This window comes from Gordonia sihwensis (assembly GCF_029632925.1).
Classification (GTDB): Bacteria; Actinomycetota; Actinomycetes; order Mycobacteriales; family Mycobacteriaceae; genus Gordonia; species Gordonia sihwensis.
This window is the reverse complement of record NZ_CP121248.1, coordinates 2488847-2505575: the sequence shown is the minus strand read 5'-3', so window position 1 is coordinate 2505575 and position 16729 is coordinate 2488847. Positions and strand designations below refer to the sequence as shown.

Annotated in this window: 28 protein-coding genes; 22 read left to right on the top strand and 6 right to left on the bottom strand. The window is 63.9% G+C overall.

The annotated features are described in order from the left end of the window. Positions 1 to 12: 12 nt before the first annotated feature. Positions 13 to 387, bottom strand: a complete 375-nt coding sequence (locus P5P27_RS12075; RefSeq protein ID WP_278124102.1) for a hypothetical protein — start codon at positions 385 to 387, stop codon at positions 13 to 15. A 131-nt stretch (positions 388 to 518) separates the two neighbouring features. On the opposite strand from P5P27_RS12075, the gene P5P27_RS12070 reads away from it, so the two are divergent. Next, entirely contained in the window at positions 519 to 710 is a 192-nt protein-coding gene (locus P5P27_RS12070; RefSeq protein ID WP_278124101.1) for a hypothetical protein, read from the top strand. Positions 711 to 904: 194 nt separating this feature from the next. On the opposite strand, the gene P5P27_RS12065 is transcribed toward P5P27_RS12070, so the two are convergent. The 5 genes from P5P27_RS12065 to P5P27_RS12045 form a co-directional block, all read right to left on the bottom strand. Continuing rightward, positions 905 to 2176 carry a tyrosine-type recombinase/integrase gene (locus P5P27_RS12065; RefSeq protein WP_278124181.1) on the bottom strand — a complete coding sequence of 424 codons (1272 nt, stop codon included), beginning with the start codon at positions 2174 to 2176 and terminating at the stop codon, positions 905 to 907. A gap of 5 nt (positions 2177 to 2181) precedes the next feature. Then, positions 2182 to 2385, bottom strand: a complete 204-nt coding sequence (locus P5P27_RS12060; RefSeq protein WP_278124179.1) for a DUF3263 domain-containing protein — start codon at positions 2383 to 2385, stop codon at positions 2182 to 2184. After that, positions 2382 to 2780 (bottom strand): M78 family metallopeptidase domain-containing protein, encoded by a 399-nt coding sequence (locus P5P27_RS12055; protein WP_278124177.1) that lies wholly within the window; start codon positions 2778 to 2780, stop codon positions 2382 to 2384. The genes P5P27_RS12060 and P5P27_RS12055 overlap by 4 nt, the downstream gene beginning before the upstream one ends. 206 nt (positions 2781 to 2986) lie before the next feature. Further along, complete coding sequence (locus P5P27_RS12050) at positions 2987 to 3763, bottom strand: DUF3800 domain-containing protein (RefSeq protein WP_278124175.1); 777 nt, start codon at positions 3761 to 3763, stop codon at positions 2987 to 2989. Beyond that, the gene (locus tag P5P27_RS12045; protein ID WP_278124173.1) at positions 3760 to 4365 is read right to left on the bottom strand and encodes a helix-turn-helix domain-containing protein; all 606 of its coding nucleotides are present in this window, start codon (positions 4363 to 4365) and stop codon (positions 3760 to 3762) included. Before P5P27_RS12045 ends, P5P27_RS12050 begins: the two co-directional genes overlap by 4 nt. A 182-nt stretch (positions 4366 to 4547) precedes the next feature. Here P5P27_RS12045 and P5P27_RS12040 point away from each other — a divergent pair, with 182 nt between their 5' ends. From P5P27_RS12040 to P5P27_RS20795, 21 genes are all read left to right on the top strand, one after another. Further along, the gene (locus P5P27_RS12040; protein WP_278124171.1) at positions 4548 to 4844 is read left to right on the top strand and encodes a helix-turn-helix domain-containing protein; all 297 of its coding nucleotides are present in this window, start codon (positions 4548 to 4550) and stop codon (positions 4842 to 4844) included. A gap of 56 nt (positions 4845 to 4900) precedes the next feature. Next, the gene (locus P5P27_RS12035) at positions 4901 to 5689 is read left to right on the top strand and encodes a phage antirepressor N-terminal domain-containing protein (protein WP_278124169.1); all 789 of its coding nucleotides are present in this window, start codon (positions 4901 to 4903) and stop codon (positions 5687 to 5689) included. After that, the gene (locus tag P5P27_RS12030; protein ID WP_278124167.1) at positions 5686 to 5970 is read left to right on the top strand and encodes a hypothetical protein; all 285 of its coding nucleotides are present in this window, start codon (positions 5686 to 5688) and stop codon (positions 5968 to 5970) included. The genes P5P27_RS12035 and P5P27_RS12030 overlap by 4 nt, the downstream gene beginning before the upstream one ends. After that, positions 5967 to 6266, top strand: coding sequence for a hypothetical protein (locus tag P5P27_RS12025; RefSeq protein WP_278124165.1), 300 nt, complete (start codon positions 5967 to 5969; stop codon positions 6264 to 6266). Before P5P27_RS12030 ends, P5P27_RS12025 begins: the two co-directional genes overlap by 4 nt. Continuing rightward, positions 6263 to 6499, top strand: coding sequence for a hypothetical protein (locus P5P27_RS12020; protein WP_278124163.1), 237 nt, complete (start codon positions 6263 to 6265; stop codon positions 6497 to 6499). The genes P5P27_RS12025 and P5P27_RS12020 overlap by 4 nt, the downstream gene beginning before the upstream one ends. Further along, the gene (locus tag P5P27_RS12015; protein ID WP_278124162.1) at positions 6496 to 6690 is read left to right on the top strand and encodes a DNA-binding protein; all 195 of its coding nucleotides are present in this window, start codon (positions 6496 to 6498) and stop codon (positions 6688 to 6690) included. The genes P5P27_RS12020 and P5P27_RS12015 overlap by 4 nt, the downstream gene beginning before the upstream one ends. Before the next feature lie 68 nt (positions 6691 to 6758). Beyond that, entirely contained in the window at positions 6759 to 6905 is a 147-nt protein-coding gene (locus P5P27_RS12010; RefSeq protein ID WP_157225319.1) for a hypothetical protein, read from the top strand. A 184-nt stretch (positions 6906 to 7089) separates the two neighbouring features. After that, a complete protein-coding gene (locus P5P27_RS12005; protein WP_278124159.1) occupies positions 7090 to 7887 on the top strand; it encodes a PD-(D/E)XK nuclease-like domain-containing protein in 798 nt (265 codons plus the stop codon). Between the two features lie 11 nt (positions 7888 to 7898). After that, positions 7899 to 8711, top strand: coding sequence for a recombinase RecT (locus P5P27_RS12000; protein ID WP_278124158.1), 813 nt, complete (start codon positions 7899 to 7901; stop codon positions 8709 to 8711). Then, entirely contained in the window at positions 8708 to 9109 is a 402-nt protein-coding gene (locus P5P27_RS20800; RefSeq protein WP_423201237.1) for a WhiB family transcriptional regulator, read from the top strand. The genes P5P27_RS12000 and P5P27_RS20800 overlap by 4 nt, the downstream gene beginning before the upstream one ends. Beyond that, complete coding sequence (locus P5P27_RS11995) at positions 9106 to 9600, top strand: hypothetical protein (RefSeq protein WP_278124156.1); 495 nt, start codon at positions 9106 to 9108, stop codon at positions 9598 to 9600. Before P5P27_RS20800 ends, P5P27_RS11995 begins: the two co-directional genes overlap by 4 nt. Continuing rightward, positions 9597 to 9932 (top strand): hypothetical protein, encoded by a 336-nt coding sequence (locus tag P5P27_RS11990; protein WP_278124155.1) that lies wholly within the window; start codon positions 9597 to 9599, stop codon positions 9930 to 9932. The genes P5P27_RS11995 and P5P27_RS11990 overlap by 4 nt, the downstream gene beginning before the upstream one ends. Beyond that, on the top strand, positions 9929 to 10144 hold the full coding sequence (locus P5P27_RS11985; protein ID WP_278124153.1) for a hypothetical protein: 216 nt from the start codon (positions 9929 to 9931) through the stop codon (positions 10142 to 10144). The genes P5P27_RS11990 and P5P27_RS11985 overlap by 4 nt, the downstream gene beginning before the upstream one ends. Next, on the top strand, positions 10141 to 10467 hold the full coding sequence (locus P5P27_RS11980) for a hypothetical protein (RefSeq protein WP_156479485.1): 327 nt from the start codon (positions 10141 to 10143) through the stop codon (positions 10465 to 10467). Before P5P27_RS11985 ends, P5P27_RS11980 begins: the two co-directional genes overlap by 4 nt. Positions 10468 to 10508: 41 nt before the next feature. Further along, entirely contained in the window at positions 10509 to 10952 is a 444-nt protein-coding gene (locus tag P5P27_RS11975) for a hypothetical protein (protein WP_278124150.1), read from the top strand. Continuing rightward, positions 10949 to 12295, top strand: a complete 1347-nt coding sequence (locus tag P5P27_RS11970; RefSeq protein ID WP_278124148.1) for a helicase-related protein — start codon at positions 10949 to 10951, stop codon at positions 12293 to 12295. The genes P5P27_RS11975 and P5P27_RS11970 overlap by 4 nt, the downstream gene beginning before the upstream one ends. Further along, positions 12292 to 13263, top strand: a complete 972-nt coding sequence (locus P5P27_RS11965; protein WP_278124146.1) for a DNA-methyltransferase — start codon at positions 12292 to 12294, stop codon at positions 13261 to 13263. Before P5P27_RS11970 ends, P5P27_RS11965 begins: the two co-directional genes overlap by 4 nt. Next, a complete protein-coding gene (locus tag P5P27_RS11960; protein ID WP_278124144.1) occupies positions 13260 to 14486 on the top strand; it encodes a DNA cytosine methyltransferase in 1227 nt (408 codons plus the stop codon). Before P5P27_RS11965 ends, P5P27_RS11960 begins: the two co-directional genes overlap by 4 nt. After that, positions 14479 to 15543: a hypothetical protein gene (locus tag P5P27_RS11955; protein ID WP_278124143.1), complete on the top strand. Its 1065-nt coding sequence runs from the start codon at positions 14479 to 14481 to the stop codon at positions 15541 to 15543. Before P5P27_RS11960 ends, P5P27_RS11955 begins: the two co-directional genes overlap by 8 nt. Next, a complete protein-coding gene (locus tag P5P27_RS11950; protein ID WP_278124141.1) occupies positions 15540 to 15995 on the top strand; it encodes a RusA family crossover junction endodeoxyribonuclease in 456 nt (151 codons plus the stop codon). The genes P5P27_RS11955 and P5P27_RS11950 overlap by 4 nt, the downstream gene beginning before the upstream one ends. Beyond that, entirely contained in the window at positions 15988 to 16701 is a 714-nt protein-coding gene (locus P5P27_RS20795) for an HNH endonuclease signature motif containing protein (RefSeq protein ID WP_423201236.1), read from the top strand. The genes P5P27_RS11950 and P5P27_RS20795 overlap by 8 nt, the downstream gene beginning before the upstream one ends. Positions 16702 to 16729 lie beyond the last annotated feature (28 nt).

Below are 16729 nucleotides of genomic sequence, written 5' to 3'. Positions count from 1 at the left end.
TGGTCGTGGTGGTCACATGAACTTGAGGATTTCAATCAGCTCGGCCGCCGCATCCTTCGACAGGCCCTCGACGGGGGCGGACAGAGCGGAGAGCTTGGCGTCATAAGCCTTCGCGCGCTGCTCGGCGAGCTCGGCCTCGATCTCGGCGGCGCGGGCCTTGAGGTTGGCCTTGATCTGCTTGCGCATCTCGCTGCTCACTTCGACGCCGGCGGCGACGAGGCTCGGGATGTCGCGCTTGGCGTCCTTGAGCTCTGCGACGGCGCGCTCCATGCCCCATCCGCGGACGACTGCGCGCTGGTCGGGTGCGGAGTCGTAGTCGGCGAGGTAGGCGAACTCATCCTGAAGGCTCTTGATGTAGTCGATCTGCTTGTCGCTGGCGGCGTCCATGTCCTGCTCCTTGGTGGTGGTTGTAATCCCTGTTGACAACTATGTAACCAGACGCGACACGTGCTGTCAATACGGTTTACACATACGGCAGTGAATCACCCGAACGGACTACTCGTGCGACACTTCTCCGCATGCTCGTCACCCTGTACGGCGGACCCCACGACGGCCGCACCATCGACGCCGACCCAGACGAGACGCTACGACTGCCAGTTCTCACCCCGAGCGTCGACGGCGGGCCACCAGACCTCGGTGACGACGCGACGTACGAGTGGCAGGGGAGGCGCGACGGAGCAGGACGACCGGTGATGGAGTGGCGGTCATAGGCTCGCGAACACCCACCCTTTACCCACCCGAAACTCTCGAAACATGGCGGAACAGACGGCAGAATCCGGCATTCATCCGGCTGCCAGTCGGGAATCACAGCAGGTCAACGACACCTCGCGGAACAAGCAGAAAATTCTCACCATCACCAGCGGTCAGGGGTTCGAATCCCTTTGCGCGCACCACCAATCGCAGATCAGGCCCCCTTCCGGGAATCCGGGAGGGGGCCTTTCTTCGTCTCACCCACCTGAAACCCACCCGAAACAGGTCGCACCGGAGCCAACTGATTCAGCGCATGCCGCATATCGGCAGCGACCTTCGCCCGCTGCACATAGTGCCGGCGCGTGATCTCCGGAGACGAGTGACCGAGCTGCCCAGCAGCCGCATCCATACCCTCAACGCCCTCGATGATCGTCGCGACCGTCTTCCGGAACACGTGCGGTGTCACCCAGTCGAACAGATCCTCGGGACCGTCAGGTTCCCCGTTCTCGTCGTAGACGATGGTCGACCGCGCAGCACGCAACTGCCGCCGGATGTTCGACGTACGCCGAGGCCCACCGGTGCGCGACGGGAACAGTAGGCCAAGCTCGTCAGTTGGGAGGTTCCGGGCGATCTGGCGCTTCACCGCGGCGACCATGAAGTCTGGCATCGGCAGCCACTGCATTGCTCCGTCACTCTTCGCCTGCGGCACGAAGACCCCACGCTTGTCGACCTTCCCGGTGATGCGGATCATCGCCGGGGTATCTCCGTCAGCCCACTGGATCGCCGACTTCTGAAACGCTAGGACCTCAGATATGCGGCCACCGGACCCGACGAGACAGTCGGCGAGGTCGGGGAAGTCGAGGCCACGTGGAGGGCCACCGCGAGCATTGCCGCCAGACCACGTCGCGATCCGCACTCGCAACTGCTGCAGCTCGGCGATTGTGAGGGCTCGCGGCGGCTTTGGGTCCGCGGTGCGGCGCGTCGTATCGGCCACCGGATTGTGCGTGATGGCGTCGTGCTGGGCAGCGAGCTTCATCATCCCCGACAGCACGACCCTAGCGAGGCGCGCATAGTTCGGGGATTCGACAGCCCGGATGAAAGCGTCAAGGCGTCCGACTGTGGCTTCGCCGACTCGGACGGCGCCGACCGCAGGAACTATCACGGTATCGATGATCTCGTTGTAGTTGTCGATCGTCCCTTGGGCGAGTTTGCCTTCGGCTTCGCGTTTGGTGATCCAGAGGGCAGCGAGGTCAGTGAGGGTGGTGTCGCGGGTGATGTCGCTGATGTCGTCTGTTGGTTTGGCGCGGTCGCGGAGTGCTTCCTTCAGGGCGCGTTCGGCGGCGGCACCGGTCTTCCCGAACCGTTCGACGGGTCGGGTGCGGCCGTCCCAGTCGCGGTACTTGGCGCGGGCCCGCCATCGTCCGGGTGAGACTTCGGTGCGGGTGATGGTGCCCCATGTGCCGAGGGGGAGTGGTGGGCGTGCCATGTGGGCTATCTCCTGGTGATGCGGCGGAGCCGGTTTGTGAGTGTTGGGTTGTGGGCGAGTGCTTCGGGGTTGTCGAGGAGTCTCCCGATTCGTTGCCAGTAGCGGGTGACGCTGAGGCCGAGTTCGGTGCGGACGGCGTCGGCGTGGGCGCCGCGGTCTCGGTAGGTGCGTGCCGCGAAGTCGAGCAGGCGTCGGTCGTCGTCGATCATGCGATCCTCCACTCGTCGACGTCGAGCTGGTCGCGCTCGGCGTCGGTCAGGTAGTGCATGCGCAGCGCGAGCGTGTACTCGTCGACCCACAGTGCGACGGCGGGGTCGGGTTCGCATTGGACGGCCGCGATCTCCTCGATGGGGAGCAGTCGCCGCGCGGCCTCGATGTGCACGAGGCGTTCTTGCTTCTGGAGGTGCCAGCGGGAGCATGCGATGCCGTCGTCGCCTCGCTCGCAGTGCACGATTTCGTGGGCGAGGACGACGCGGCGTTCGCGTTGGGAGAGGCCGGCGCGGATCTGGATGAGTCCGGCGGCGTAGGTGCCTCGGGGTCTGAGGCCGGGGACGAACTCGATGGTGATTCCGAGGTCTCGCGCGTGTCGCCATGGGTGGTACATACCGGGCACCCAATCACGAGCCTCTGACAGAAACTGATCCTGACCAGGAACTACACCGATGTCATTCGATGTGTGATATTGGCCAAATGTGCACAGGAATGTCAGGAGCGTGGGTTAGGGTCAGGGTGACGGATCGGCTAGAGCCTGCCAGGGTAAGCCCGCGGTGCTGCTATCGCACTCCTTAAGTGGATCGGCCCCTGGAGGCCCTAGGCGATCCGTCTCGCCTTCTTAGGGCACTCGCCGCACGGGAACCAGTCAGACTCAGTTGCCAGGCTGTAGTCCGGCATCGCGAATAGTCCCAGCGGGATGGCGCACCCGTTCGGGCCTTTCCGGATCGCTGGCCACGCCATCTTCAGGTACATCGACTCAGTCATGCCGAAGCTTCCCTGCGGCCAGATCGCCGCAGACAAGAATCCGCCATACAGATCCGCAGCTTGACTCTCGGCATACCGATCGGCAGACACCCACCTCAGCGACTCTTGCATATGGTCGGGCACCTTCGGGTCGGCCTGCGATTCTTTCTCGATGTACGCCTTTCCTGGCCCGTGATCGAAGCCCTTCACATGGCCGAAGCGGAAGTGAACGCGGGCGTCCGCGCCGTACTCATACTTCGCCGTCCAGATGGCCGCCTTGTAGGTGCGGTAGGCGACCCAGTTGTAGAACCGCTTGCCGTCGTCGCGGTAGCTGCCCTCGCGCAACTCGTCCTTGTGCGCCCAGACGTAGCAGACGTGCACTCCATTCAGCTTGCTCAACAGTTGAGCTGCATACTTCCGTCGGTCATGGTTCTTGACGTAGCGCTTCCATGACAGGACCTCGCCGTCTGGGACCTTGAACGCCACTCTGAGCTTCTGCACGACTGCCTGGAGAAGCTTCGCGCCGTCCTCGTCGACGATCACTGCGGCCATCCCGAAGATGGGACTAGCGGACCCTGATGTCCCTCGGTCGCCGGTCTCGTCGACGTAGACGTAGACGTCCCTGCTCACTCATCACCGTCCTGCGGCTCCTCGCCCTGCTGGTCCTGTAGTCGCCGTTCACGCTCGGCCTCACCTTCGTCCTCTGGCCCGCGGTCGTCGGATGCGTGCGGCAGCTCGACGATGGGGTCTGCGGTGAAGTCGCGCCCGCGTCGAGTCCTGCGGCTTGAATCATCCGGCTTCAAGTCCATGACGTTGTTCTTCTTGCCTTGGTGCGTTTCGCGCGGTGTTCCCGAGGCCGGCGGACGATCAGCGTCAGAGGCAGGTTTGGTGTCAGCGTCATGGTCGGCTCCTCGCGTTTCGACGATGCTCTTGATGAGCGCGTCGAGGGCGGTGCGCTGACTCCTGCTGAGCAAGTCGGCCTCGGCGGGCGGCTTGTAGGGCAGGCGTTCCCCGGCGGGGAGTCCGGCTGCTGTCCGGAGTTCGGATAGCGGCACGTCCAGCACATCAGCGAGTGCGGTCAGTACCGGCAGTGATGGTGTCCCGTGCTTCCCGTTGAAGTAGGGGATCACCGTGCTTTCGCCGGTTCCGTTGACCTTGTTCGCGGCCCGCCCGATCTCGCGTACGGAACGGTCTCCGCGTGCTTCGTTCAGGCGGTCGGATAGTGCACTCACCTCGGAAGACTCCCATGTCGGCCTGGTCGATTGACAGTCCAACTGTAACCGTCGCAGTTACGAACTACGAACGTGTAGTTCCAGTTCATGCAGCGTCTGGTTCGAGAAAGCGCTTGCGCCCGTCACCGTCGATGGTTACAGTGATTGGCGAACGGCCAATCAACAATCACCGAGGAGGTGAAATGAGCAAGCGATCCCGACCGCGACTCACGGTCCAGCTCATCAGCCACGAACTGTTGGACGAGTACATGCGGTACCGCAACGTGTCGAATGTGAAGCTCGCTGCGAAGGTCGGCGTCGACACTTCAACCATCGCGCACCTGCGACGCGGCGCCCGGAAGAACTGCGACATCGAAGTGGCCCCGAAGATCGCGGACGAGCTGGGCGTGCCTCAGTGCGTTCTTTTCGTGGAGAAAGTGATTGCCGACTGGACAGGCAGCAATCGAAACGGGCCTGCGATCACCCGAAAGTCGGCATAAGAAACGGCCCGCACCTGCGGACACAGGTACGGGCCAAGCACAAGAAGGAGATTCAAATGCACACTCAGGATACCGCAGTCGAGGTCCGGGTTCCCGGATCGTCACTGCCGCTCTACACCGACGGCAAGAAGTTCGTCGCAATGAAGCCCATCGTCGAACACTTCGGCCTCGACTGGTCGAGCCAGCTCGCGAAGCTCAAAGGTAAGTCGTGGACCTGCATGGCGAATTTCACCATGCAGCTTCCGGGCGACACTCAGCGCCGCGAAGTCGTCGGCATCGATCGCCGGACGTTGACGATGTGGCTCGCCACCCTCGACGAGAACCGCGTCCGCGCCGACAAGCGCGCCGAACTCCGGGCCTACCAGTCCGAAGCCGCCGACGCCCTCGACGCCTACTTCCACAAGGGCGCGACGATCAACCCGCGCGCCACCGAGCATCAGATCAACGCCGCGATATTCCAGGCCCGAGCGCAGATGGAACTGTGCCAGGCCGCGCAGGGACTCATCCACCCCGATCACCTCGAAGCGAAGGCCCGCGTCATCCTCGCGCGCGGCATGGGCGAGAACGCCGAACTGGATGAGGACAGACGACCGCTCTACTCCAAGGACTTTCTGAAGGAGAAGAACCTCGGCGAGAAGCGCATGAAGTCGATCGCCGGCGTGTTCGGGAAGCGTTGCAAGGCCGCATACATCGAACGCCACGGCGTCGAGCCGGGGAAGTACCCGCTCACCTTGTCGAACGGTCAGACGCGCGACGTCCTCGCGTACACGGAAGCCGACCGCGATCTGCTCGAGCAGGTCTGGACCGACTACTACGCCGACCCGCAGTTGGAGGTCCAGGCATGACCTTCCCGACCTTCGACACCGACCACCCGGACCGGGGCGTTGACGGCGACGCCACCCGTCACGTCCAGCACGAGATCGCTATCCCGATGCGCATCGACGAGACCGACTCGTTCGTCCGCGTTCCGCTCCGGTCCGTGTATGTCGACGACGGTCTGACCGGATGGAAGTTCGAGATCGGCCCGTACTCGGTCGAGGGCGCGGCCGCCCGAACGCTCGCCAACTCTCTCGCCCACTTCGGAGCACTCTCCGGCCACTTCCGACCCGCAGGAGGTCACGAATGAGCATCGACACCCTGGCCGCGGCGATCGTCGACGCTGCGATCGCCGCAGACGGAAAGCAGCCCATCGTCCGACTCGGACGGGTGTACGACCGGTGGATCGCCGAAGCGTCCAACCTCGCTCACGACGTCTACGCCGAGTCCGGATACGCCCTCGACCGCATCTTCTGCTCGCACGTGGAGAACTCCAATCGCGAGTGGGCGTATGTCCAGGTCCGCGGCTCCGAGGGCGAGTCTTCTGAGGCTGTCCTCGAAGCTCTGCTCGAGTTCGTGCGCACGGAAACCCCGGTGCCGGCATGAGCGCCCCGACGTACGACACGCGTTGCTTCGACGCCGCATCCGGGCGGGAACTGTACACCGAAGCCGGATTCGGTCCGCACGGCCGAGTCGTTCGCCTCATAGAGACGGCACCGGACGGGCAGACGCTCATCACCGCGCAGATGACTGCACCCGATGCGCGGAAGATCGCCGAGCAGCTCCTGCACTACGCGCACGTCATCACCGATGCCACGACACAGGGGGAGCGGCGATGACTCCGGAAGAACTAGACGAGCTGGGCGTCGCCACAGACATCGTAACCGCGGCCCGCGCATTCGGCATCAGCAAGACGCTCGCCTACGAAGCCGCAAAGAACGGAACGTTCCCGTGCCGCGTCATCCGCATCGGCGGCCGCTACAGCGTCCCGACCGCCGGACTCCGCGAAGCCCTCGGCCTGACCGCCTAAGCACTTCCGGTCCCTGCCCTGAGAGGGGATGGGGCAGGGACCGGACCTCACCGAAAGGAGTACACCTGATGCTCACTAACAGCATGATCTTGATCCTCCTCGGCCTGACTGTTTTGGTGTGCGGGGTTGTTGCGGGTCGTCTCGAAGCCGAGGATGTCGATCCGTCTCGTATGCCGCCGCAGTTGCGGTGGGTTATCCGCTGGATCAACCGATGAGCCGCCGTCTGCCGTGCCGGTGCGCTGCCGGCCCCCACAGCTTGGGGCGTCATGAGTCGTTTTGTCCGCGCGTGCAGGGCCGCTCCTGGTGCGAGGACTGCGGCCGCGAGTACTGCATCTGCCGCCCCATCACCATCCACCACCATCCCGGCCCCGATCCGTGGGCTGTCACGAAGGAATCCGCATGACCACCACATTCGAGCGTTCAGGTCTGATCCACGACCTCGACGAGAACTCCTACCACGGAGACCTGACGACCCTGTCGTCCACCGGTGCGCGCACCCTCGCGACCCGCACGCCGGCCGAGTTCCGGCACGAGCAGCTCAACGGCCGCCCCGACAAGAAGGAGTTCGACTTCGGGCACCTCGTCCACAAGATGATCCTCAGTAAGGGCGCCGATATCCGGGTGATCGAGGCTGATGATTGGCGGACGAAGGCAGCCCGCGAGAAGCGTGATGCTGCCCGCGAGGCCGGTGAGGTCCCGGTGCTGGAGAAGGAGTGGCGGCGCGCCGAAAGGGTCGTCGAGTCCTTCCGCTTGCATGAGACTGCTGCCGGACTGATCTCGGGCGGTGCGCCGGAGGTGTCCCTGTATTGGGCGGATTCGTGGTCTGGTGTCCGCTGCCGCGGCCGTGTCGACTACCTCCGCCCCGATGTGGCGGTCGATGTGAAGACGACGCAGGACGCCGATCCGCGCAAGTTCGCGAAGTCGGTCGCCGAGTACGGCTACCACGCTCAGGCGGCTTGGTACATGGATGGCCTCACTGAGTGTGGTGTCACGGTGACGGATTTCGTGTTCGTTGTGGTGTCGGTCGTCGCCCCGCACCTGGTGTCTGTGTGCCGTCTGTCGGATGCCGCCATCGATCGTGGCCGGGAGTTGAACCGGTTGGCGTTGGAGCGGTTCGCGGTGTGCGAGCTGACTGGCGAGTGGCCCGGTCACGGGAACGAGATTCACACCATCGACTTGCCCTCATGGGCCGCATGAAAGGGACTGTGATGTCCACCGAAATCGTTCAGAGCAGCGGCGGCGAAAGCCTCCACTCCAAGATGGAGTACGCGAAGGCGCTCGCGCAGGCGGGGCTGTTGCCGCAGGCGTACAAGCAGCAACCCGCCAACGTCCTCGCCGCCATCGAATACGGCGAAGCGCTCGGCATCAAACCGATCGTCGCCATCAACGAGATCAACGTGATCTCGGGTACGCCGTCACCGTCCGCGTCGCTGATGGCGTCCCTCGCCCGCGCCGCCGGCCACCGTGTCCGCGCCTGGAATGAGGACGACGGAACGGCTGTGTGCGAGATCGTCCGAGCTGACGACCCCGACTTCACGCACCGTTCACGGTGGGATGAGACGAAGGCCCGGCAGGCGAAGCTGTGGGGCCGCGGTCATTGGGAGAAGGACCCGGCGACGATGCTCCGCTGGCGTGCCATCTCGGAGTGTGTGCGGCTGGCATGCCCTGAGGTGATGGGCGGTCTGAAGTACACGCCGGAGGAAGTGTTGGAGATGCAGCAGGATCGGCCGGCGCCGACGCCGGTGGTGTCTGAGCAGGTTCCTCGGGTGCCTCCGATCCCGGCTGATCTGGCCGACAAGATCGCCGCCTCCGATGATGTGGGGTGGTTGACGAGGACTGCGGACTATCTCGCGAAGCGGTGGGGCGAGCATGACCCGGAGAAGGTTGCTGACCTGCAGGCATTGTGTGCCGCCAGGGTGGATGCTCTGGCGTCGAACGCGCCGGAACCGTCGCTGGAGGAGGCGCAGGCGACGCTCGAGGACGTCCTGGACGCCGAGACTGTCGAGGAGGCTGCATCATGATCGCCGCGTGCCGCGAACATGACCCAGAACTGTGGTTTTCGACTGACTACGCGGAGCAGCAGCAGGCACGTGACATCTGTGTGTCGTGCCCGATGGTGCAGGCGTGCGCACAGAAGGCGTTGGAGCGTCCGGACACGGTCGGCGTGTGGGCGTCGGTCCCACTGTCGGGGTACGGATCGAAACGCCGATCACAGGTGCAACGCCTATACCACATCGCGAAGGGTGGCCGACCGGAGATCCCTCCGGTGACCAGGATGCGTCTGAATGCGACCGCTGCCCGGCATTTGCGGGATCAGGGGATGAGGGTCTCGGAGATCGCTGAACGCCTCCAAATCTCACTGTCGACTGCGACCCGCTATCTCGGCATGAACACCTCTACGGAAGGACTTTCCGCATGACCACCACCGAAGACCTGTACCAGCAGGCGATTGACATTGCCCGCATTCGAATCGTGAGCATTGACAGCGTCGAATCCGCTATTCGCGCTGTCGTTGACCTCGTCCTCGCCGCACGCCCCGAACTGAACCCGACGGCGACAGACGCAGACGCGAGCAATCCCGAGCACCTGCGGTTCGTCAACCGGGTGCTGCGCCGATGCTCCCCGAATCACCTCGCAGTGGATCGCATCTACATCGACCGGATCATCGGCGCGACCGCACATGCCGCCGATCGCCTCGAAGCCGAGCACCGGGCCGCGCAGGAGAAGGCTGCTGCGGAGGCTGAGCGGGAGAAGCTGATCGAACAGGCGGCGCGGCTCACGGTGCGGGGCGTGGGCAAGCGGTGGGAGTCCATCACGGAAAGTTGGCGTCGCGACGCTCGCGGGATTGCGGTGGTGCTCGTGGACGCTGGTTGGCGACCCGCCCTGGAGTCGGACGGCGGTGCGGCATGATCACGCTCGAACAGCACCTAGCCGCGCACGCATCCGTCAATCCCGGCGAGGAGGACGCCCACCTCATCCTCTGCCATTGCGGCACCTGGTTCGACGACGAGGGTGATCATCGCGCACACGTCGCCGCGACGTGGCGTGAGGCTCAGAAGCAAGTGATCGATCGCGCCAAGTCCATGATCGGCACGATCGACTACGCGAGGTCTGTCCGCGTGTCTCCGGCGTACCCCGACGACACCTACCGGCGGATGGTCGCAGACCTTCTGGCCGCGCTGACGACACCTCACTCACCCGCGCACACTAACGCGCACCACCGACAGGAACCCCTCGCATGAGCCGTATCTCTGGGTGTGCGACCGGTCTCACGATCGCCGGCGCACCACAGATATCCCAAACCGAGCAGGACGTCGAAATCGACCGCACCGACAACTGGGTGTACATCGAAATCCCGGTACCTCACCTCGGAGTCGTCGAATCCCTGTCGGTCGCCATCCCGATCGGCCAGATCCGCGCATGGGCAGACCAGCACCTCGGCGGCACATCGTGACCAGGAAGCCATCGAAGACACGCGAACTCCGGGCATGGCTACGCGGCATCGGCGCTACGCACGTCGTCGTCGAAGGCCACACCGAACGCCGGCGCACCGTAACAGTCACCACCGCGTGCACTCTCGCCCGCGCATGCCAACCCGACGAAATCCGCATCATCCACTCGCGAAACCCCGCAATGGATACGGCCGTCGTCTGGAAGCACGACGACGGTGTCCGCCTCACCATCCACACCCCGACGATCGCCACCATCACCGACCACGACCGCGATGGGCGACCCGTCTACACCCACCAACCCGCACTGGAAGGACGACCCGCGTGACCAGACGTGAGTTCACCCCTGACGAGCACCGCACCATCACCATGCTGATCGCCGACGAATGCCCACCCGGCGAAATCGCCGCCACCATCGGCGTCCCGGCCGCCTGGATCACCCGCCACTACCCCGAAGCGAAAGGCACGAAAGCTCAACTCAAGGAGTGGCAGTCGTTGACGGCGATGGTCACCGAAACCGAACGCAAGTACTTCAACAAGCGCACCGGTCTGCCGGAGTTGCAGCGTGGCCGCGACTACGAACTCGAGCAGCAGCGGCGAGCGAAAGCCGAGAGGGATCGCCAGGCTCGACTGAACCGCATGAAGCCGCGCCACGAGTGGAGTGCCGCTGACCTTGCCACCGCCGAACGCATGCTGCGTGATGGTGCCTCCTACAACCGGGTCGCCGAGCGTATCGGTGTCGCACGCCGCACCATCCAGAAGCGGTTCCCCGGCTACGGACACCACGCCAAACGAAAGGCGGAAGCAGCATGAGACCACAAGACTTGCTGGCGGCCGGCCGCATGGGCCGCGAAACGATGGACGACTACAACGATTTCATCAACGCTAAGACGGCAGTCTCCACACGTGGCGGACCTGACGTCACACCGAATCGCGTGAACTCGAAACTGCATCCATGGCAGCGTGACCTAGTCGCATGGGCAACACGCACCCAGCGCGCCGCAATCTGGGCCGACACCGGGCTCGGAAAGACATTCATGATGATCGAATGGGCGAGACTGTCCGGCCCCACATCGCTCATCGTGGCGCCGCTCGCGGTGTGCGCCCAGACCGTACGGGAAGCCGCCAAGCTCGGCATCACCGCGGAGTACGTCCGCGACGGATCGGACATCACCAGCCCCGGAATCTGGGTCACCAACTACGAGCGAGTCGAGTCAATCAACCCAGATCTGATCGACGCCGTAGCACTCGATGAATCATCGATCCTGAAGCAGTCCACCGGCAAGACCCGCACCATGCTCATCGAGCACTTCTCCGACGTACCAGCCCGTCTCGCATGCTCGGCTACACCGGCACCGAATGACCCTGAAGAACTCACCAACCAGGCCGAGTTCCTCGGTCGCATGGCCCGCAACCACATGCTGGCCGCGTACTTCGTCCACGATCAGATCAACGCTGGCGGATACCGACTCAAGGGGCATGCACTGCGCCCGATGATCGACTGGATGTCGACCTGGGCTGTCGCGATCCGCCGACCGTCCGACATCGGCGGCAGTGATGACGGATACGACCTCCCAGGGCTCGAGATCATGCCTCACTACGTCGAGGCGGAGATCGAATCCGAAGGGCAACTGTTCGCGACAGAACTCGGGGGAGTGTCTGGGAGAGCGCAAGTGCGCCGGCAGACTCTCGCCGCCCGCGTCGCCGAGACTGCACGCCTCGTTGCCGCAGAACCCGATGAGCCATGGGTGCTGTGGGTCGGCATGAACGACGAGGCCGATGCTCTCGCCGCCGCAATCCACGGATCGGTCAATGTCCACGGATCACTCGACCCGGACGAGAAAGCCCGACTGCTACTCGGATTTGCGGACGGCGACTTCCGCGTCCTGATCACGAAACCGTCGATCGCGTCGATGGGCATGAACTGGCAACACTGCGCCCGCATGGCGTTCGTCGGCCTCGGCGACTCCTACGAGCAGTACTACCAGGCGATCCGCCGCTGCTACCGCTACGGACAGACCCGGATAGTCCACGCCCACATCGTGCTGTCGGACCTCGAATCGCAGATCGCCGACAACGTCGCACGCAAGGAACGGCAGGCGTCCGTCATCACCGCCGCACTCATCGAACACGCACGAAAGGACCACGCCGCATGACCGAGAACACCGCCCCCTACGTCACCGACGAAGCACACGGCGACAACTGGTCGATGCTGCTCGGCGACTCCTGCGAACGCCTCGCCGAACTCCCCGACGACTCGATCGACCTGTCAGTGTGCTCACCCCCGTTCGACTCGCTATACACGTACTCGCCATCGGTCCGGGACCTCGGCAACAGCAGCTCGCGCGTCGAGTTCCTCGACCACTACCGGTTCATCGTCGAGCACCAGCTGCGCGTCACCAAGCCGGGCCGCAACGCGTGCATCCACGTGCAGCAGGTCGCGACGAAGAAGGCCGTCGACGGATACATCGGGCTCACCGACTTCCGCGGCGACGTCATCCGCCTGTTCCAGTCCGTCGGCTGGGTGTTCTTCGGCGAGGTCACGATCTGGAAGGACCCGCAGGCGCAGTCGATCCGCACCAAGTCACAGCAGCTCGCATTCGCGTCGAAGAACCGCGACAGCATGCGCATCAGACCCGCACTCGCCGACTACCTGCTGATCTTCAAGAAGCCCGGCGACAACACTGTCCCCGTCCCTCACGACACCACCTCCGGTGAGGTCACCAACGATGACTGGATCGAGTGGGCGTCCCCGATCTGGTCCGATATCCACGCTGGCGGATGGCTCACCGAGGACGGCCACATCTGCCCGGTGTGGTACGGCATCCGCGAGTCCGACACCCTCAACGCACGCGCCGGCCGCGATCAGGCCGACGAACGCCACATCGCGCCACTGCAGCTCGGGTTCATCGACCGATGCGTCCGACTGTGGTCGAATCCCGGCGAGCTGGTCCTCACGCCGTTCGGAGGGATCGGGTCGGAGCTGTACCAGTCGGTGAAACGTGGCCGCCGCGCGATCGGAATCGAACTCAAACCGTCGTACTGGCGTGCCGCGGTCGATAACCTGACCGCGCTCGAAGCCGAGATGTCCACGCCAACACTGTTCGATGACGGTGCAGCATGAGCATCGACAAGACGGCGATGCGCAAGGCCGGCGACAGTCCGCGAATCGGATCACTCTTCAGCGGCTACGGCGGACTGGATCTTGCGACAGCGGAACTGTTCGGCGCCACCGTCGCATGGCACGTCGAGTACGACACGGCACCATCGAAGATCCTCGCCCACCACTGGCCCGACGTACCGAACTACGGCGATGTCACCACCGTTGACTGGTCCAGCGTGGAACCGGTCGACATCATCACCGGCGGCTCACCCTGCCAGGACTTGTCAGCGGCCGGCAAGCGCGCAGGAATGACCGAAGGTACCCGCTCGAACCTGTGGGTGAACATGCGTCACGCCATCGACCAACTCCGCCCCAGCTATGTGCTGTGGGAGAACGTTTTAGGAGCTCTCAGTGCACCAGCCGATTCAGCGAGCGACATGGTCCCCGACGCGGGACCGCTGGGAAACCCTGGAGACGGACATCTTCGGGCACTCGGTCGCGTACTCGGAGACCTTGCCGAAATCGGGTATGACGCAAGGTGGACGACTGTACGAGCTTCCGACGTTGGCGCCCCCCACCATCGGGCGCGCGTGTTCCTCCTCGCCACGCCTTCCGACACCGACGGTCGCAGACTCGGAGAAGGCGCGGAACAACCCGGCGCAAGCGCGGCGGAAATCGCCGCCGTTGTCGGCGATCACGGTCCACTTTCCAGAGGTGGACGAACCGACGATGTTCTAGACCTGCTTCCGACCCCGACTGTCGGCAACGCCAACGGAACGAACAAGCGTCGAGGTGGGGCGAGGTCCGAAGAACTACTCCTCCCCGGTGTCGCCGTCGCCGCAGCTGAGGGTGAATACCTGCCGACACCCAGGGCGCGACAGCGCGGAGACTGCCCCTCCGAACGTGCCCGAAAGTCACCTGACCTTGGTTCGGTGCAATATCACTTCACTCCTGAACGCTGGGGAAAGTACGCACCAGCCATTCATCGATGGGAGCAGATAACCCGACCGGCGCCACCGCCGACCGGGCTGAACACCAACGGAACTCCAGAACTGTCAGCACGCTTTGCCGAGTGGATGATGGGCCCGCCGGGCGGGTGGATCACAGACCCGGCGATCTGGACCGGATACACGGCACCGGCGGCTCGCGAGGCGCAACTAAGAGCCATCGGGAACGGCGTCTGCCCCCAGCAGGCGTACGCCGCCGGCGTTCAGCTACTCGCAATGGAGGTCGCCGATGCCTAGAGAGTTTGCGAAGGCGTGGTTCTCGATGTTCACCGACGACGACTTCGCCTGTCAGGACTCGGGGGACAAGTGGCTGTACATGGTGCTGCTCGGGCAGCCGGCGTTGAACTACGCCGGTGTTCAGCCGATGAATATGCGTCGCTGGCAGAGGGCTATGCGTGATGTGAGCGGGACTGTGCCGTCTGAGGCTGAGATGCATGTGCGCCTGAACCGTATGGAGCGTCGTCGGTACGTGTTCGTCGACCCGGATACGGGGGAGACGTTGGTTCGGACGTTCATGCGGTCGGATGGTGTGGCGCGGCAGCCGAATGTGCTGAAGTCTGCTCTGCGGGCGTTGGCTCACGTGGAGTCTCCGAAGCTGGCTTCGGTGCTTGCGTCTGAGCTTGATCAGTTGGTGATGCCGGAAGTGAAGTCGGACAAGGTCGCGGACGATATTGCTGCGTTGAATGGTGCGGCTCGAACCCATCTCGAAGGGTTAGCGGAAGGGTTTGCCGAACCCTTCCCGGAACCCTTCCCGGAAGGGTTACCCGAACCCTTAGCGGAAGGGTTCCAGCGACCTGGGGAAACGGAACCCTTCCCGGAACCCTTCCCGGAAGGGTTAGAGGAAGGGTCGGTTGTGGTTCAGGTTGGGGTTGTAAGTACTGACCCAGCGTTGAAAGTTGGGGAGTACGCGTGCGCGCGCGACGACGATCCCACGAAGACACCCAGCATCCCCGGATCGGCAACGAACCCTGACCATGAGCCGCCATCCCGGTGCACCGAGCATCGCGACCTGCCGGCGGACGTGCGAGTGCCACCATGCGGACCGTGCGCGAACTTCCGGAAGGCGCACGAGCGGTGGACTGAACGGCAGTCGAGAAGAGCGGCAGAACTCCGGAGAGCGGAACTCGATGCCGTCGCAGCTGCCCGCAAAGCCGAGATCGACGCGTGCGACCTGTGCGACGACACCGGGTACCGAAATCGCCGGGTGTGCGATCACGACCCGGATTCCGATGAGCGCAACGCTCGCGGTGCCGCCGAAGTCAGATCCGTCCTCGCCGAGAAAGGCATCGCATGACTGACCGTCACGTCTTCGTCGAAGGACGACCGGCACCCCAGGGATCGAAGCGGCACATCGGGAACGGCCGAATGCTCGAGTCCTCGAAAGCGGTCGGACCATGGCGAACCGAAATCGCCTCAGAAGCCCGCAGGAGAGGCGGAATGCTCCCTCCGGGACCAGTAGGCGCAAACCTCGATTTCGTCATGCCACGGCCTAAACAGACGGCAAAGCGACGCCCCACACCGCCAGCCGTGAAGCGTCCAGACCTCGACAAGCTCACCAGAGCCGTATTCGACGCCATCACTGGCATCTGGATCACCGACGACTCCCACATCGTCACCCTCCACGCCACCAAACGCATCGCCGAACCAGACGAACCGTCCGGCGTCTCGATCACCCTCACCGCCCTCACCCGACCACGCATCGAGGTTGCCCCAACCGCCGACTGTTGGAGCAAAAACAATGCTTGAACTGCTAGAATGCAAGAACGGCCCCAACCGAAGTGCGCCAACACTTCAGCCGGGACCTAACCTCACCTGCTATCTCAGGAGGGCTGCCATGAAGGCTACCCGTGTCTGCTCCGTCGCCAACTGCTCAACCCCCGTCAGTCGATCCAGGAAGTGCGACAAGCACTACCGCAAGGAATTGGCCGCACGATCGCCAGAGTGCTCCATCAAGGGATGTACACGAAATTCCGAGCGCCGAGGCATGTGCGATCCGCACTACCGAAAAGCGTTGCGCGGCTCCCTCGAACGTCCGTCGGATTTGCCGATTCCTACCGACTCCGGCGAGGTCTGGAAGAAGCTGCCATCCGATGATGCATATTCGGTTTCATCGCACGGTCGAGTGTGGGGGCATCCGCGTCTGATTCGGGGAGAGCATCCAGTTGATGAATCCTGGACTTACCCCAAGATGCTGAAACTCGGAGTCGATCCGCTCGGCTACCGGAGGGCAGGCATCCGCGGAACAGTAGTGAGGGTGCATGTGCTGGTGGCGGAAACGTTCCTTGGGCCTCGTGGAGAGGGGGAAGTTGTCTGCCATGAGGATGGCGACCCTGCGAACAACAGTATCGGGAATCTCTACTACGGCACTCAGTCTGAGAACAATTACGACTCAATCCGGCACGGAACCAACGTCAATTCTCGCAAGACCCATTGCCCGGCAGGTCACGAGTAGGGCCTTGACCCCGGAAACTGGACACGGG